This is a genomic window from Aeromonas sp. s1(2024), from assembly GCF_040908005.1.
Taxonomy (GTDB): domain Bacteria; phylum Pseudomonadota; class Gammaproteobacteria; order Enterobacterales; family Aeromonadaceae; genus Aeromonas; species Aeromonas caviae.
This window is the reverse complement of record NZ_JBFOCW010000007.1, coordinates 41,463-57,101: the sequence shown is the minus strand read 5'-3', so window position 1 is coordinate 57,101 and position 15,639 is coordinate 41,463. Positions and strand designations below refer to the sequence as shown.

The following is a 15,639-nucleotide window of genomic DNA, read 5'->3' as shown; positions in this document are numbered from 1 at the left end:
GTCTCGCGGGCCTGACTCAGACCCCGACGTGGAAGGCCTGTTTGAGGTTGCGAATGAAGTCCGCATCCCGGCAGAGGGTCTTGCCCGGGCTGTCGGAGATCTTGGCGACCGGGCCGCCGTTGCACTCCATCAGCTTGAACACGATGTTCATCGGGCTGACGCCGGGCAGATCGCAGGTGAGCTTGGTGCCGATGCCGAAGCTGGTGTTGATGCGGCCGCGGAAGTGGCGCAGCAGCTCGACGGCCTTGTCGAGGTTGAGCCCGTCGGAGAAGACCAGTGTCTTCTCGGCAGGGTCGATGCCGAGCCGCTGATAGTGGCTGATGGCTTTCTCGCCCCACACCACGGGGTCACCGGAGTCGTGGCGCAGCCCCTGGTAGCGGCTCGCCAGCTCGAAGTCGAAGTCGCGCAGGAAGGCATCCATGGTGATGCAGTCGGTCAGGGCGATGCCGAGGTGGTTGGTGAACTCGTCCAGCCAGCTGGTGAGGGCCGCGCGCTGGCTGAGTTCCAGCGGGAAGCCGAGCTGCTGGTGGGCCTGGAACCACTCGTGGGCCTGGGTGCCCACCGCCGGCAGCCGGTATTTCTGGGCCAGCTGGTAGTTGCTGGTGCCGCGAAACGCCGGCAGCCGCTCCTGGAGGCGGCCCACCACGGCATCCTGCACCGCGTGGGAGAAGCGGCGGCGGGTGCCGAAGTCGATGAGGTTGAACTCGGTCATCTCCTCCGGGCTCAGATCCCGTTCCAGCCTGTCGATCTTCTGGTCGAGCCGTTCCAGCGCCTGGCTGACGCCGAACTGGGGGTAGCGGAAGCGGTTGCGCATCTCGCTGATGATGGCGAGCACCGGGATCTCCCACAGGATCACGTCCTGCCAGGGCCCTTCGACCCGCACATTGATGCGGCCATCCTGCTCGAACACCTTGAGCAGGGAGGCATCCAGCGGCTTGCGGCGCAGGTGATCCAGATAATCCGGGGTGAAGAAGGGGCGCTCGGCCAGAAAATCGAGCTCGGGTCGGGTCAGCCGCAGGGAGCCGGCGAGGCGCAGCTGCTCCTCGATCTCGCCCATCATGGGCAGCAGATCCTCTTCGTTGCGGCTGTGGAATTCGGCCACCACCTCGGCATCCGGGTAGCGATGGAACACCGCCTGCTGCATATGCAGCTTGTAAGCATCTGTATCGAGCAGGCTGTTGAGGATCGGGGGCATATCAGGCGTCCAGCAGGCGTTGTACATCGGCCAGGGTCTGGGCCAGCTCGGCGCCAGCCTCGAGCATCTGGGCGCGGGCCTGGGCGATCGTCTCGGGGGAGATGCCGCGGCAGGCATCGAGGTGGACGATGACCCGTAAGCCGGCGCGGCGCAGTTGCAGCACGCTGGTCTTGACGCAGTAGTCGGTGGCGAGGCCGCCGACCAGCACGGTCGCGACGCCGCGGGCCTGCAGGAACTCGATGAGCCCGGTGCTGCGACGCTCGGCGAGGTCGTGGTAGCAGGCGCCATAGGGGTGCAGATCCGGCTCGACCCCCTTCCAGACGAAGAAGTCGTAGTCGATGGGGGCGGGCAGGCCGTCGAGCAGCTCGAAGCCAGGGGTGCCCGGCACGCAATGGGCCGGCCAGGTGAGGTCGGCGTTGGGCAGATCCAGCGGTTGCAGCATGGCGGCCGGCTCGCTCACGACCCAGGCAGCGTTCGCGGGGTGAGCGTCCTTGCTGCCGACTCGCAGGGTGGCGAGGGCGGCCTGGGCGTTGAGCGCCGCCACTATGTCATCCCCGCCTGCGACGGGCAGCTCGTTCGGACAGAGCGGAGTAAACCCCTTCTGCGCATCAATATCCAGGCTGGCGATGGTTCCCATGGGTGACTCCTGCACATAATATTCTTGTGATATTATCTACCAAACATTATTAGAAGGCGAGCAGGTCGACCAGGATGCCGAGAATGAGTCTGGATATGGTGGTGCTGCGGTTGCGCGAGGAGCGGCTCGAACTGCTCCTCGAAACCCGGGATCGCCCCCCCTTTGCCCACTGCTGGCAGCTGCCGGCCCTGCGCATCGACGAGACCCGGGATCGGGATCTGGATGCCGCCCGCCACCGCCTGCTGGCGCAGTGGGGGCTGGCGCAGTGCTACAGCGAGCAGGTCTGCACCCTCGGCAATCTGGAGCGGGATCCCCGGGGCTGGTCCACCACCCTCGTCTACTTGTGCCTGGCGGAGCCCGAGGCCGGCGCCGTGCGCGGCTGCTGGCACCCTCTGGACGATCTGCCCGACCTGCAACTCGCCTTCGACCATCCCCAGCTCATCGCCATGGGGCTGGAGCGGCTGCGCATCAAGAGCCGTTACAGCACCTTGCCGCTGCACCTGCTGGGGGCGGAGTTCACCCTCTCCGAGGTGCAGCGTGCCTTCGAAATCATCCTGCAGACCCCCATGAACACGGCGGCGTTTCGCAAGCGGATCCACCGGGCCGACATCCTGACGGACACCGGCCGCAAGCGCACCGGCAAACAGCGGCCCGCCATCCTCTACCGGCTGGAGAACCCCTGCTGCGTGATGTTCGACCAGGTGATGAATGGAGCGGAAGCATGATGGATGTCTGCGTACCCAGGGTGCTGGTGAGCGCGTGTTTGCTGGGTCAGCCAGTGCGTTACGACGGCCGTAGCAAGGGCATCGTCAGCGACTGGCTGGCCGAGTTGGGTGCCGAGGGGCGGGTGCTGGCCTTCTGTCCCGAGGTGGCGGGGGGGCTGCCGACCCCGCGACCACCCGCCGAGCGGCAGGGTGAGTCTGTAGTCACCGAAAGCGGGCTGGATGTGACGACCGAGTTCGATCGCGGCGCCGCCCTGGCGCTGGCGCTCTGCCAGCAGCAGGGCATTCGCTTCGCCCTGCTGAAAGAGGGGAGCCCCTCTTGCGGCAGCGGCCGTATCTACAACGGCCGCTTCGAAGGGGTCTCGGTGGCGGGCGAGGGCAAGACCACCGCCCTGCTGCGCCGCCACGGCATCGCCGTGTTCAGCGAGGATCAGCTGCCCGAACTGGCGTCGGCGCTCTCCTTGGCGGTCAATGGGACGGGCGCCTGAGCCCGCTGCCAGCCCTCCAGTATTGCGTCCTTCTCCTGCCAGCGCTGGTTCAGCCACTCCTGGAAGCCGCGCTTGAACTGCTTGTCGTTGAAGTAATCCCCCACCAGTTGCTCGTCCACCGGCAGCTCCTCGATCCGCACCTGGATGCGCTTCATCCGCCCCATCAGGAAGTCCTTGAAGGGGGTCTCGGTGTTGTCCGGGTAGCTGATGGTGACGTTGATCAGGCTGTCGAACTGATCGCCCATGGCCGCCAGGGTGAAGGCGAGCCCCGCCGCCTTGGGGGGCATCAGGTGGCGGAAGCGGGAGCGGGAGGCGTCGCGTTTCTGTTCGGTGAAGCGGGTCCCCTCCACGAAGTTGATGACGGTGGTGGGGATGTGGCGAAACTTCTCGCAGGCGTTGCGGGTGGTCTCGATGTCCTTGCCCCTCAGGTGCGGATTGCGCAGCAGAAATTCTCTCGAATAGCGGCGCATAAAGGGCATGTCCAGCCCCCAGCAGGCGAGCCCCAGCAGCGGGATGTAGATGAGCTCGTGCTTCATGAAGAACTTGGGCACCGGCAGCCGGTCGCGGAAGAGATGGCCCAGCACGACGATGTCGGTCCAGCTCAGGTGGTTGCTGATGATGAGATACCAGCCATCCTTGCGTAGCCGGGTGTCGTCCTCCACCTGCCAGTCGATGCGGGTGGTGAGGCGGATCACCAGGGCGTTGCAGCCGAGCCACAGGCGCATGAAACGGTTGTTGAGGCGACTGCAGGCACGACCGAAGGCCGGCACGGGGAGCAGCAGCTTGGCCAGGGACACCAGCAGGATCAGGCTGGCGCACAGGGCGGTAAACAGTATGGTCAGGCCGGCGCTGATGAGCAGCACCAGGGGGCCGGGGAGCAGGCTTAGCATGAGTGTCTTACTGCGTCTTGTCCGCCAGTAACTGGCCCAGGGTCTGATCCTTCTCGCACCAGATCCCGTTCAGCCACTGCTGAAACTCTTGTTGGAACTCGGGGTCATTGAAGTAATCCCCCACCAGATTGCGTTCGATCGGCAGAAAGCGGACCCGAACCTTGATCTCCCTCACTCGACCGCACATGAAGTCCCAGTAGCTGGGGATGCCGCCCGGATAGGCGATGGTCACATCCACCAGTTTGTGCAGTTGATCGCCCATGGCCGCCAGGGTGAAGGCGACGCCACCCGCCCTCGGGGGCAGCAGGTGACGATAGGGGGCGCCCTGTTTGTCGTGCTTGCTGGCGGTGAAGCGGGTGCCCTCGACGAAATTCATCACGCTCACCGGAATGTGGCGGAATTTGGCACAGGCCTTTCGCGTGGTCTCTATGTCTTTTCCCTTCAGATGCGGGTGTTTTTCCAGGAATTTACGGGAATAACGTCGCATGAAGGGGAAGTCGAGCGCCCACCAGGCCAGACCGAGAAAAGGTACCCAAATCAGTTCTTTCTTGAGGAAAAACTTCAGGAAGGGGATTTTCTGATTAAAAATCCGCTGCAGTACCAGTATGTCGACCCAGGATTGATGGTTGGCAATCACCATATACCACTCATTCCGGCGCCCTTTGTCCACTCCGACCACCTCGAAAGGGGTTCTGATGATGGTTTTCTGGATCAGGTTGTTGAAACCAATCCAACAGCCGGCGCAGCCATCCAGCAGCGCGTTGCAGAGGGTGCGCCACCCCTTGATGGGCAGCAGCAGCTTGATGAGGCCAAGCAGCAGGACGGGAGCAAACCAGAACAGGGTGTTGATGAAATAGAGCAGGGTCGAGAGGCTGCCGCGCAGTCGCTCTATCAGCTTGTTGGGCATGGTGGAATCCATTTTCGTGTCGGTGGATGGCAACCAAGTGGTCAGATCAGTGACCATAATATCAGCCGAGGCACGACTAGACCATGGAAGGCATCCCGGTGGCGGGGTTGGCTGCGTTGCTTACTGGCCGCTGCGCAGGCGCGAGAGCAGCCGATCCATGGCGCGATAGCCGAGCGCCTCGATCAGATGCGCTCTCTCGATGGTGGCGTGCCCCGCCAGATCGGCGATGGTGCGCGATACCCGCAGGATGCGGTGCCAGGCCCGGATGCTGAGCCCCAGCTTCTGGATGGCACCTTCCAGAAACTCGGCATCCTGTGGCGATAATCTGCAAACATCTTCGATTTCACGACTATCCAGCAGGTTGTTGAGTTTTCCGCTGCGACTCAGCATGCGCTCTCGCGCCCCCAGCACCCGTTCGCGTATCTGCTGGCTCGATTCCCCCCGCTCCACCTTGCCGGTCAGGCTCCCCCTGGGCAAGAGCGGGACCTCTACCGTCAGATCGAACCGATCGAGAAAGGGGCCGGAGAGCTTGCCCAGATAGCGCAGGATCTGATCCGGGCTGGAGCGGGTCTGGCCGTCGCCATAATGGCCGCAGGGGCTGGGATTCATGGCACCCACCAGCTGGAAGCGGGCGGGAAAATCCACCTGGCGGGCGGCGCGACTGATGGTAATGTGCCCGGTTTCCAGCGGCTCGCGCAGGGAGTCGAGCACCTTGCGCTCGAACTCCGGCAATTCATCCAGAAACAGTACCCCGTTGTGGGCGAGGGAAATTTCGCCAGGCCTGGGATGGGTACCCCCGCCCACCAGCGCCACCGCCGAGGCGCTGTGATGGGGCGTGCGATACGGCCTGTGGTGCCAGTGGCCGGCGCGGGGGGTGAGGCCGCCGATGGAGTGAATGGCGGCGGTCTGCTGCGCCTCCTGTTCGCTCAGCGGTGGCAGAATGCCGGGCAGACGGCTGGCCAACATGCTCTTGCCGGTGCCGGGGGGGCCGATGAACAACAGGTTGTGGCTGCCAGCTGCGGCGATCTCCAGCGCCCGCTTCGCCTGGGACTGACCGATCACGTCCTGTAGATCCGGCACGTCGGGCAGGGTCTCCGCGCTCTGGGGTTCCGGCAGCGGTAGTTCGTACTGGCCCGCCAGCCAGGCGGTGACCGCCAGCAGCTGGTGGGCGGTGCGCACCTCGGCATCCTGTATGAGGGAAGCCTCCGGACCGTTCTCCCGTGGGACCAGCAGGGTGCGCCCCGCGTCGCGGCAGGCGAGCACCGAGGGGAGCACCCCAAGCACGGGGCGGATCTCGCCCGTCAGGGCCAATTCCCCTAAAAATTCGTGGTCTAGCAGGTATTTTGCGGGTATCTGCTTGGATGCGGCGAGAATGCCGATGGCGATGGCCAGGTCGAAGCGGCCCCCCTCCTTGGGCAGATCCGCAGGTGCCAGGTTGACGGTGATGTGCTTGGCCGGAAATTCGAAATTGCCGTTGAGCAGGGCGCTGCGCACCCGATCCCGCGACTCCTTCACCGAGGTTTCCGGCAACCCCACCATGTTGAAGGCGGGCAGGCCGTTGGAGAGGTGCACCTCCACCGTGACTTGTGGCGCCGCTATCCCCAGGCTGGCACGGCTATAAACAACAGCTAATGACATAAATACCGTCCTTGGTTTGATGTATATGCTGGTTAACCGTTTTTTATTAGTTTTTTGTTCCAGTTGTCAGGTTTCAGAGCAGTTAAAATCAGAGTCTTGTCAGGTAAAAAGTGCTTGCCCAATAAAAATCACCGTGCTAGTTCTAATAGCCATTCGCGGCAAGCTCCGCTCCCATTTCACAGGATTTCCGGTTGTAACTATGAACATGGCCTCCCGTTTCGTCAGCATTATTGTGGTCCTAGTGGTGATTATTATCTCACCGCTCGGGGCTCGTTTGGCTGCACGGAACAAGGGATAGACCCACCACCGGACAGAACGAAACAAGCGACCCCCGAGCCTCACGGCCCGGGGGTTTTTTTTCGACCAAAGGACAGGATTTTCCACATGAACGGCGCGCAGTTTTTGGTACAGGCTCTCAAAAAACAGGGTGTGACCCAGGTGTTTGGTTACCCGGGCGGGGCCATCATGCCGGTCTATGACGCCCTGTATGACGGTGGCCTGGCCCATCAGCTCTGCCGCCACGAGCAGGGTGCCGCCATGGCTGCGGTGGGTTATGCCCGCGCTTCCGGTCAGGTGGGGGTCTGCATCGCCACCTCTGGCCCCGGCGCCACCAACCTGGTCACCGGCCTCGCGGAGGCACTGCTCGATTCGGTACCGCTGGTGGCCATCAGCGGCCAGGTGCCCTGCGCCGCCGTCGGTACCGATGCCTTTCAGGAAGTGGACGTGCTCGGCATGTCCCTTTCCTGCACCAAGCACTCCTTCATGGTGACTGACCCGGCGGATCTGGGACGGGTCATTGCCGAAGCCTTCGCCATCGCCACCGAAGGGCGTCCGGGCCCCGTGCTCATCGACCTGCCCAAGGATGTGCAACTGGCCGCCGTTCCCTCTCAAAGCCCGCTGTTTGCCGTGGAGGAACCCGACCCCCTGAATCCGGCCGAACTGACGGTCGCCCGTACCCTGCTGGCCGGAGCTGAGCGTCCGGTACTCTACGTCGGCGGCGGGGTGGGCATGGCCAATGCCGAGCAGCAGCTGCGCGACTTTGCCGCCACCACGGGGATGCCGGCGGTCACCACCCTCAAGGGGATAGGTGCCCTCGACCCCGACAGCCCCGTTTATCTGGGCATGCTCGGCATGCACGGTACCAAGGCCGCCAACCTGGCGGTACAGCAGTGCGATCTGCTGGTGGTGGTAGGCGCCCGTTTCGATGATCGGGTGACCGGCAAGCTGGAGGAATTTGCCCCCGAAGCCAAGGTGATCCACCTGGATGTGGACGCCGCCGAGTTCGGCAAGCGCCGCGCCGCCGATGTGGGGATCACCACGGATCTCAAGCGTGTGCTGCCCGCCCTGGCGATGACGCTGACCCTCGACCCCTGGCGCGAGCACTGCGCCACCATGGCTCGGGAATACGCCTTCCGCTACGACCATCCGGGTCAGGCCATCTACGCCCCGGCCCTGCTCAAAGAGCTTTCAAGCCAGCTGCCTGACACCAGCGTGGTGGCCTGCGACGTGGGTCAGCACCAGATGTGGGTGGCCCAGCACATGCGTTTCACCAGCCCGCGCAACCACCTCTCCAGTGCCGGCCTCGGCACCATGGGCTTCGGCCTGCCCGCCGCCATCGGCGCCAAGATGTCGCGCCCCGATGACGAGGTGGTGCTGGTGAGCGGGGACGGCTCCTTCATGATGAACGTGCAGGAGCTCGGCACCATCCGCCGGGCCCGGCTCAAGGTGAAGATGGTGCTGCTGGACAACCAGCGCCTCGGCATGGTGCGCCAATGGCAGGAGCTGTTCTTCGACGGTCGCTACAGCGAGACCAATCTGTCCGACAACCCCGATTTCGTCGCCCTGGCTGCCGCCTTCGGCATTCCCGGCGAGACCATCACATGCAAGGAAGAGATAGGTCCGGCACTGGATCGCCTGCTGGCGAGCGAGAGTGCCTATCTGCTGCATGTGGCTATTTCAGAGGAAGAAAATGTCTGGCCCCTGGTTCCGCCAGGAGTCGCCAACCACAAGATGATGGAGCAACGCCCATGAACCAGCTCAATACCAGCACCCTGGAAATCCATGCCCAACCCAGAGCCGAAGTGATGGAACGGGTGCTGCGGGTGGTCCGTCACCGCGGTTTCAATCTCTGCGCCCTCAACATGGAGCAGGATTGCCAACAGCTGCGGATCACGGTTACTGTCGAATCGGTACGTCCCATCCAGCAGTTGTGGAGCCAGCTGGTGAAGCTGGTGGATGTCTCCCGGGTCGATGCACTGGAACAGCAACCCCGGATCAGAGCTTAAGGAGCCAAGCCAATGTCACAGCCTTCCCAATCCGCCGCCCACCCCCAATACATCTGGTTCAACGGCAAGCTGGTCCCCTGGCAGGATGCCCAGGTGCATGTCATGAGCCATGCCCTGCACTACGGCTCCTCGGTGTTCGAGGGGGTGCGGGCCTATGACACTCCCAAGGGGACCTGCATCTTCCGCCTGCAGGAGCACACCCGCCGCCTGTTCGACTCCGCCAAGATCTACTGGATGGACGTCCCCTACAGCGAGTCTGAGGTGAATGAAGCCTGCCGCACCGTGGTGCGCGAGAACGGCCTGAAGAGCGGCTACCTGCGCCCGCTGGCCTTTGTCGGCAACGTGGGGCTGGGGCTGCATCCGCCGCTGGATGCCAAGGCCGACCTCATGGTCGCGGCCCTGCCCTGGGGCGCCTACCTCGGTGAAGAGGGGTTGAAAAACGGAGTGGATGTGTGCGTCACCTCCTGGAACCGGCTCGCTCCCAACACCATCCCGACCGGTGCCAAGGCGGGGGGCAACTATCTCTCTTCCCAGCTCATCAGCCGCGAGGCCAAGCGCAACGGCTTCGCCGAGGGGCTGGCGCTGGACGTGAACGGCTACCTGAGCGAAGGGGCGGGGGAGAACCTCTTCCTGGTGAAAAACGGCGTGCTGTTCACCCCGCCCGCCACCGCCGCCATCCTGCCCGGCATCACCCGCGACACCATCATGACCCTCGCACGTGACTTGGGATATGAGGTGCGCGAGCAGGCGCTGCCACGCGAGGCGCTCTATGTGGCGGACGAGATCTTCATGACCGGCACCGCGGCCGAGGTGACGCCGGTGCGCTCCGTGGATCGGATGCAGGTGGGCGCCGGTTGCCGTGGTCCGGTGACCGAACAGTTGCAGAACGCCTTCTTCGGCCTGTTCAACGGCCAGACCGAGGACAAGTGGGGCTGGTTGACCCCGGTGGCGGACTGACAAGCGCGGGGAGGCCATACGCCTCCCCGAGTCGCTTCCGGTGAGGGCGCCCGGCGGTGCCCTCACCAGGATCGATTCCCGATCCGCGAATCACACATTCATGTTGAAAGACAATGCGCCCCAGGGGCATTCAGGGAGTAGAGACAATGCCGAAGTTGAGATCCGCCACCACCACCCACGGACGTAACATGGCCGGGGCCCGCGCCCTCTGGCGTGCCACCGGCATGACCGATCAGGATTTCGGCAAGCCCATCATCGCCGTGGTCAACTCCTTCACCCAGTTCGTGCCGGGTCACGTCCACCTCAAGGATCTCGGCCAGCTGGTCGCCCGGGAGATCGAGGCCGCCGGCGGGGTCGCCAAGGAGTTCAACACCATCGCCGTGGATGACGGCATCGCCATGGGCCACGGCGGCATGCTCTATTCCCTGCCGTCCCGCGAACTCATCGCCGACTCGGTGGAGTACATGGTCAACGCCCACTGCGCCGACGCCATGGTCTGCATCTCCAACTGCGACAAGATCACCCCGGGGATGCTGATGGCTGCCCTGCGCATCAACATCCCGGTGATCTTCGTCTCCGGCGGCCCCATGGAAGCGGGCAAGACCAAGCTCTCCGACCAGATCATCAAGCTGGATCTGGTGGACGCCATGATCCAGGGTGCCGATCCCAAGGTCTCCGATGCCCAGAGTGACCAGATCGAACGCAGCGCCTGCCCCACCTGCGGCTCCTGCTCCGGTATGTTCACCGCCAACTCCATGAACTGCCTGACCGAGGCCCTGGGCCTCTCCCAGCCGGGCAACGGCTCCCTGCTGGCGACCCACGCCGATCGCGAGCAGCTGTTCAAGCTGGCGGGTCAGCGCATCGTGGCGCTGGCCAACCGCTACTACCAGCAGGATGACGAGAGCGCCCTGCCGCGCAATATCGCCACCAAGGCGGCGTTCGAGAACGCCATGGCGCTGGACATCGCCATGGGCGGCTCCACCAACACCGTGCTGCACCTGCTGGCGGCGGCCCAGGAGGCGGGCGTCGACTTCACCATGGCCGACATCGACCGCATGTCCCGCAAGGTGCCCCAGCTGTGCAAGGTGGCGCCCTCCACCCAGAAATACCACATGGAAGACGTGCACCGCGCCGGCGGCGTGGTCGCCATCCTGGGCCAGCTGGAGAAGGCGGGCCTGGTGCACGGCGACGCTCGCAACGTGCTGGGCACTTCCCTGGTGGAGCTGCTGGCCGAATATGACGTCAGCCGCAGCAATGACAAGGGGGTTCACGACTTCTACCGTGCAGGTCCTGCGGGCATCCGTACCACCAAGGCGTTCAGTCAGGATTGCCGCTGGCCCGAGCTGGATCTGGACCGCGCCGAGGGGTGCATCCGCTCCTTCGATCACGCCTACAGCCAGGAAGGTGGCCTGGCGGTCCTCGCTGGCAACCTCGCCCTCAACGGGGCCATCGTCAAGACCGCCGGGGTGGACGAGGAGAACCTCACCTTCCGCGGCCCGGCCCGGGTATTCGAGAGCCAGGAGAGCGCGGTGAGCGGCATTCTGGACGGCACGGTGAAAGCCGGTGAAGTGGTGGTGATCCGCTACGAGGGCCCGAAAGGGGGCCCCGGCATGCAGGAGATGCTCTATCCCACCACCTATCTCAAGTCCATGGGATTGGGCAAGGCGTGTGCCCTCATCACTGACGGTCGCTTCTCCGGCGGTACCTCGGGTCTCTCCATCGGTCATGTCTCCCCGGAGGCGGCCTCTGGCGGCACTATCGGTCTGGTGGAGGATGGCGACATCATCAACATCGACATCCCGGCCCGCAGCATGGTGCTGGAGGTGGCCGACAGCGTGCTGGCCACTCGCCGCGCCGCCGTCTCTGCCCGTGGCTGGAAGCCGGTCGATCGTCAGCGCGAGGTCTCCTTTGCCCTGCGTGCCTACGCCATGTTCGCCACCAGCGCCGACAAGGGCGCGGTGCGTGACCGCACCCTGCTGGGGGAGTGAGAGGATGAACTGTCATGATATGGGCGCATTGCGCGCCCTTCGCCACGAGACGGGGGTATAAACCATGGTCTCTGCGGCGGATTATCTACGCAAGGTACTGCTCTCCCCCGTCTACGAGGCGGCGCGGGTCACCCCTTTGCAAACCCTGAAGAAACTCTCCGAGCGGCTTGGCAATCACGTCAGCCTGAAGCGGGAGGATCTGCAACCGGTTCACTCCTTCAAGCTGCGCGGCGCCTACCACAAGATCGCCACCCTGACCCAGGAGCAGAAAGAACGCGGCGTCATCGCCGCCTCTGCCGGCAACCACGCCCAGGGGGTCGCCCTGTCGGCCGCCAAGCTCGGCATCAAGGCGATCATCGTGATGCCCAAGACCACGCCGGACATCAAGATCGACGCGGTGCGCCGTCAGGGCGGCAACGTCATGCTGTTTGGCAACAGCTTCGATGAGGCCTACGGCGAGAGCCGCCGACTCGCCGAGTTGGAGGGCTACACCCTGATCCCGCCGTTCGACGACGTCGAGGTGATCGCGGGCCAGGGCACCATCGGCAAGGAGCTGCTGGAGCAGGATACCCACCTCACCCACGTCTTCGTGCCGGTGGGCGGCGGCGGCCTGGCCGCCGGGGTGGCGGTCTACATCAAGCTGCTGCTGCCGGATGTGAAGGTGATCGGGGTGGAGGCGGAGGGGTCCGCCTGCCTCAAGGCGGCGCTGGCGGCCGGCGAGCCGGTCAATCTGGAGCGGGTCTCCCTGTTTGCAGACGGGGTGGCGGTCAAGCGCATCGGCGAGGAGACCTTCCGCCTGTGCAACCAGTATCTGGACGAGGTGGTGACCGTCTCCAACGACCAGATCTGCGCCGCACTGAAAGACATCTTCGATGACTGCCGCGCCATCGCCGAGCCGTCGGGGGCCTTGTCCCTGGCAGGCCTCAAAGCGTACAGCGAGCGAGAGCAGGTGAAAGGGGGGCGGATGGCGGCCATTCTGTCCGGCGCCAACGTGAACTTCCACAGCCTGCGCTACGTCTCCGAGCGCTGCGAGATCGGTGAGAAGCGCGAGGGCATGCTGGCGGTGACCATCCCCGAGCGCAAAGGTGCCTTCCTCGACTTCTGTCGTCAGCTGGGGCCGCGCATGGTGACCGAGTTCAACTACCGCTATGCGGATGCCGAGCAGGCGTCGCTGTTCGTTTCGGTGCGCCTCACCGGCGGTGACGAGGAGCTGGGCCAGATCATCGATCAGCTCGGCGGCAACGGCTATCCGGTGGTCAACATGACCGAGAGCGAGCTGGCCAAGAACCACGTGCGCTACATGATTGGCGGCCGCCCGGCCCGGCCCCTCGGTGAGCGTCTCTACAGCTTCAAGTTCCCTGAGCAGCCGGGGGCCCTGATGCGCTTCCTCGAGACCCTGGGCTGTCGCTGGAACATCAGCCTGTTCCACTACCGCAACCACGGCGCCGACTACGGACGGGTGCTCTGCGCCTTCGAGCTGCCGGACGAGGACGTGGCGGCTTTCCACGACTACCTGCACGAGATTGGCTACGGCTGGAAAGAGGTGAGCGAGGATCCCGCCTACCGCCTGTTCCTGGCGAGCCAGGGCAGTCAGTGAGCGGGGAGCCATCACCTTGCCAGATGAAAAACGAAGAGCCCGGCTCTTCGTTTTTTTATGGGCAACGCGCCGGCCCCCATGATTGGGGGCACGGTGGCTGATAATGTCGCCAATATCACACTCCTGAGTCCCTGGTCGTTTGAGGCTGGTTGCAGATGGGATAATCTGAATGCGGGGCTTGGGTTCAGGGCCCCGTCAGGGAAGAGAGACGCAGCCGCGTCATAACAATTCATTGCAGGGGCTCATCCATGAACAGATCTATGCTCGCCGTCCTGATCGGCGCTTTGATGGCAACAGGGACGGTGCAGGCTGCCGCCCAGGACAACACCTGGTATGTCGGCGGCAAGGCCGGCTGGTCAAATTATTACGGGGTGGATTACAACGCCCAGGTCGAAGAGCTGTTCGATGCGACCAAGGTGAACGAGAACAGCGATGATCTCGGTCTGGGGCTGTTTGCCGGTTATCAGGTGAACAGAAACGTGGCGATTGAGCTCGGCTATGACTGGCTCGGCAAGTATCAGGTGGACAAGCACTACTCGGGCAACGGGGTTGATTTCGCACTCGATGGCGAGGCCAAGGCCCAGATGGTGCAGGCCACCATGAAGATCATCCTGCCTGCAACCTCGGCACTGGATATCTACGGCCGTCTCGGGGGGGCCTATGCCTGGACCGAGAGCTCACTCAACGTCAGGGCCAGCGATGGCACCAGCAGCCTCTCCGAATCCCATGAGGGCAACAAATATCATGGTGCCGCCTTTGTCGGGGCGCTGGGGGTCGAATACGCCATCGACAAGGATTGGGCCGCCCGCCTCGAATACCAGTACACCACGCCCCTGGGCAAGACTTCCCTCGACGAGTCAGGCATCGAGATGGACAACGGCCTGCTGTCGGTCGGCATGCTCTATCGCTTCGGCCAGATCGGCGACGAGCCGGTGGCACCAACGCCTGCGCCCGAACCTGCGCCCGCCCCGGCCCCCGTGCTGGTGGAGAAACAGTTCAGCCTGGATTCCGATGTGCTGTTCGAATTCAACAAGGCGACCCTGAAGCCGGCCGCCAGCCAGGCCCTCGACAACCTGTTTGCCCAGATCCTGGCGGCCAATCCGAAAGACGGGGTGGCGACGGTGATCGGTCATACCGACCGCATCGGCTCGGAGGCCTACAACCAGTCCCTCTCCGAACAGCGTGCCCGCACGGTGGCGGATTATCTCATCGCCAAGGGATTGTTTGCCGACAAGGTGCGTGCCGAAGGGCGGGGAGAGTCTTCGCCCGTGACCGGGGGCAGCTGCCCGGATGGCGCCAAGGCGCAGATGATCGCCTGCCTGGCCCCGGATCGCCGGGTCGAGGTGCGCCTGACCGGGGTGAGTGTACAGTCAGAATAATGATCATATCTTAAAGGAACACTTAAGAGCCCCATAACGGGGCTCTTAAAGATAACTACCGAACAAATACCATTAATTGGGCACTGCTAGTCGATGGGTTCCATGCGGAGGTTCTTTCCCATATTTTAGGGCCTCGTTTATCCAACCAAGCCTGACGATAGGCATCCCTATGACCAACCAGGGTGTAGTCAAGTCCAGTGATATTGCACCCTTTTACCTCAGCATGGACTAAGACGTCTTTGCTGAGGTCAGAATTTAATGGGCTGCATAGTTCGTTATTACTTGCAGCAGCTACTGTCATTGTTCCCCACTGTTTAGTATCTGGCTGATAGAACAATATTTCTGAAGATCGGTTCATCAGAGGCTCCCATTGTTCCGGGGATAAATATTGACTAAAGGTAAGAGAGGAGATGCTTTTAACAGCTATTCTAGCAGTCGATGGCATTCTTACTGCCACGAGTTGCCAATTTCCACCATCTACATCCATGTTGCAATATATCCCACTATGCCAGCCTGTTTCACTGGCACCAGAGCAATCTGGTGCAGTATTGGAGTCTGTACTTAGGGTAAAGTCACCAGCGGCGCCACCAGCTTGATACCAGGTACCTTGATACTCTGAACCGGATGTCTTATGTCCAATATAATATGTTGTGTCTTGTGCATTACCTTTGGTAAATTTAATTATGGCATCATTGTGAAGATATTCACCTACATATATGCTCTCGTTTGCCGCTCCTGAAAATATGGATTGCTCCCTAGATAATGAGATATTTTCTAAGCTGGCGTTCTCAACCACTCCATCTAATTGGCTATCTTCTTGAAGATAAATGTCCATAGGTATGGCATAGGCATTTATAGTTAACAAAACAGGTATCAATGATGCTTTTTTAATTTTCAATCTTGACTCCAAGTTTATTTTTATCCTTCCATGATTATATTGCTATAAGCATCGGTTG

The 15,639-nt window shown here is 62.7% G+C and carries 14 protein-coding genes; 8 read left to right on the top strand and 6 right to left on the bottom strand.

Annotation, left to right across the window (positions count from 1 at the left end):
- Positions 1-16: 16 nt before the first annotated feature.
- Both pncB and AB5Y70_RS02190 read right to left on the bottom strand, forming a co-directional pair.
- On the bottom strand, positions 17-1,195 hold the full coding sequence (gene pncB / locus AB5Y70_RS02195; protein WP_368175919.1) for a nicotinate phosphoribosyltransferase: 1,179 nt from the start codon (positions 1,193-1,195) through the stop codon (positions 17-19).
- 1 nt (position 1,196) lies between these two features.
- Complete coding sequence (locus AB5Y70_RS02190; protein ID WP_368175918.1) at positions 1,197-1,832, bottom strand: nicotinamidase; 636 nt, start codon at positions 1,830-1,832, stop codon at positions 1,197-1,199.
- A gap of 74 nt (positions 1,833-1,906) precedes the next feature.
- On the opposite strand from AB5Y70_RS02190, the gene AB5Y70_RS02185 reads away from it, so the two are divergent.
- Both AB5Y70_RS02185 and AB5Y70_RS02180 read left to right on the top strand, forming a co-directional pair.
- Complete coding sequence (locus AB5Y70_RS02185; protein WP_043764255.1) at positions 1,907-2,557, top strand: DNA mismatch repair protein MutT; 651 nt, start codon at positions 1,907-1,909, stop codon at positions 2,555-2,557.
- Positions 2,557-3,042 carry a DUF523 domain-containing protein gene (locus AB5Y70_RS02180; RefSeq protein ID WP_368175920.1) on the top strand — a complete coding sequence of 162 codons (486 nt, stop codon included), beginning with the start codon at positions 2,557-2,559 and terminating at the stop codon, positions 3,040-3,042. The genes AB5Y70_RS02185 and AB5Y70_RS02180 overlap by 1 nt, the downstream gene beginning before the upstream one ends.
- On the opposite strand, the gene AB5Y70_RS02175 is transcribed toward AB5Y70_RS02180, so the two are convergent.
- The 3 genes from AB5Y70_RS02175 to AB5Y70_RS02165 all read right to left on the bottom strand — a co-directional run bounded on the left by AB5Y70_RS02175 (position 2,985) and on the right by AB5Y70_RS02165 (position 6,477).
- Positions 2,985-3,932, bottom strand: a complete 948-nt coding sequence (locus tag AB5Y70_RS02175; protein WP_368175917.1) for an acyltransferase — start codon at positions 3,930-3,932, stop codon at positions 2,985-2,987. The two genes, AB5Y70_RS02180 and AB5Y70_RS02175, sit on opposite strands and share 58 nt — an antisense overlap.
- A gap of 7 nt (positions 3,933-3,939) precedes the next feature.
- Positions 3,940-4,839, bottom strand: a complete 900-nt coding sequence (locus AB5Y70_RS02170) for an acyltransferase (protein ID WP_368175916.1) — start codon at positions 4,837-4,839, stop codon at positions 3,940-3,942.
- 120 nt (positions 4,840-4,959) lie between these two features.
- A complete protein-coding gene (locus AB5Y70_RS02165; RefSeq protein ID WP_368175915.1) occupies positions 4,960-6,477 on the bottom strand; it encodes a YifB family Mg chelatase-like AAA ATPase in 1,518 nt (505 codons plus the stop codon).
- A gap of 384 nt (positions 6,478-6,861) precedes the next feature.
- On the opposite strand from AB5Y70_RS02165, the gene ilvG reads away from it, so the two are divergent.
- From ilvG to ompA, 6 genes are all read left to right on the top strand, one after another.
- Positions 6,862-8,508 carry an acetolactate synthase 2 catalytic subunit gene (ilvG, locus tag AB5Y70_RS02160; RefSeq protein ID WP_041211990.1) on the top strand — a complete coding sequence of 549 codons (1,647 nt, stop codon included), beginning with the start codon at positions 6,862-6,864 and terminating at the stop codon, positions 8,506-8,508.
- Complete coding sequence (gene ilvM / locus AB5Y70_RS02155; protein ID WP_049636078.1) at positions 8,505-8,762, top strand: acetolactate synthase 2 small subunit; 258 nt, start codon at positions 8,505-8,507, stop codon at positions 8,760-8,762. Before ilvG ends, ilvM begins: the two co-directional genes overlap by 4 nt.
- A gap of 12 nt (positions 8,763-8,774) precedes the next feature.
- Positions 8,775-9,719 (top strand): branched-chain amino acid transaminase, encoded by a 945-nt coding sequence (locus AB5Y70_RS02150; RefSeq protein WP_368175914.1) that lies wholly within the window; start codon positions 8,775-8,777, stop codon positions 9,717-9,719.
- A gap of 146 nt (positions 9,720-9,865) precedes the next feature.
- Entirely contained in the window at positions 9,866-11,707 is a 1,842-nt protein-coding gene (gene ilvD / locus AB5Y70_RS02145) for a dihydroxy-acid dehydratase (RefSeq protein ID WP_368175913.1), read from the top strand.
- A gap of 64 nt (positions 11,708-11,771) precedes the next feature.
- Complete coding sequence (gene ilvA, locus AB5Y70_RS02140) at positions 11,772-13,304, top strand: threonine ammonia-lyase, biosynthetic (RefSeq protein WP_049636076.1); 1,533 nt, start codon at positions 11,772-11,774, stop codon at positions 13,302-13,304.
- 248 nt (positions 13,305-13,552) lie between these two features.
- On the top strand, positions 13,553-14,683 hold the full coding sequence (ompA, locus tag AB5Y70_RS02135) for a porin OmpA (RefSeq protein ID WP_049636075.1): 1,131 nt from the start codon (positions 13,553-13,555) through the stop codon (positions 14,681-14,683).
- A 55-nt stretch (positions 14,684-14,738) separates the two neighbouring features.
- On the opposite strand, the gene AB5Y70_RS02130 is transcribed toward ompA, so the two are convergent.
- A complete protein-coding gene (locus tag AB5Y70_RS02130) occupies positions 14,739-15,581 on the bottom strand; it encodes a hypothetical protein (RefSeq protein ID WP_125117530.1) in 843 nt (280 codons plus the stop codon).
- Between the last annotated feature and the right edge of the window lie 58 nt (positions 15,582-15,639).

Excerpts from the sequence above, each read along its gene's own strand:
- AB5Y70_RS02180 (WP_368175920.1), top strand. The coding sequence starts at position 2,557 with ATGGATGTCTGCGTACCCAGGGTGCTGGTGAGCGCGTGTTTGCTGGGT.
- ilvD (WP_368175913.1), top strand. The coding sequence starts at position 9,866 with ATGCCGAAGTTGAGATCCGCCACCACCACCCACGGACGTAACATGGCC.
- AB5Y70_RS02185 (WP_043764255.1), top strand. The coding sequence starts at position 1,907 with ATGCCGAGAATGAGTCTGGATATGGTGGTGCTGCGGTTGCGCGAGGAG.
- pncB (WP_368175919.1), bottom strand. The coding sequence starts at position 1,195 with ATGCCCCCGATCCTCAACAGCCTGCTCGATACAGATGCTTACAAGCTG.
- ilvA (WP_049636076.1), top strand. The coding sequence starts at position 11,772 with ATGGTCTCTGCGGCGGATTATCTACGCAAGGTACTGCTCTCCCCCGTC.
- AB5Y70_RS02175 (WP_368175917.1), bottom strand. The coding sequence starts at position 3,932 with ATGCTAAGCCTGCTCCCCGGCCCCCTGGTGCTGCTCATCAGCGCCGGC.
- ompA (WP_049636075.1), top strand. The coding sequence starts at position 13,553 with ATGAACAGATCTATGCTCGCCGTCCTGATCGGCGCTTTGATGGCAACA.
- AB5Y70_RS02165 (WP_368175915.1), bottom strand. The coding sequence starts at position 6,477 with ATGTCATTAGCTGTTGTTTATAGCCGTGCCAGCCTGGGGATAGCGGCG.
- AB5Y70_RS02150 (WP_368175914.1), top strand. The coding sequence starts at position 8,775 with ATGTCACAGCCTTCCCAATCCGCCGCCCACCCCCAATACATCTGGTTC.
- ilvM (WP_049636078.1), top strand. The coding sequence starts at position 8,505 with ATGAACCAGCTCAATACCAGCACCCTGGAAATCCATGCCCAACCCAGA.
- AB5Y70_RS02190 (WP_368175918.1), bottom strand. The coding sequence starts at position 1,832 with ATGGGAACCATCGCCAGCCTGGATATTGATGCGCAGAAGGGGTTTACT.
- ilvG (WP_041211990.1), top strand. The coding sequence starts at position 6,862 with ATGAACGGCGCGCAGTTTTTGGTACAGGCTCTCAAAAAACAGGGTGTG.
- AB5Y70_RS02170 (WP_368175916.1), bottom strand. The coding sequence starts at position 4,839 with ATGCCCAACAAGCTGATAGAGCGACTGCGCGGCAGCCTCTCGACCCTG.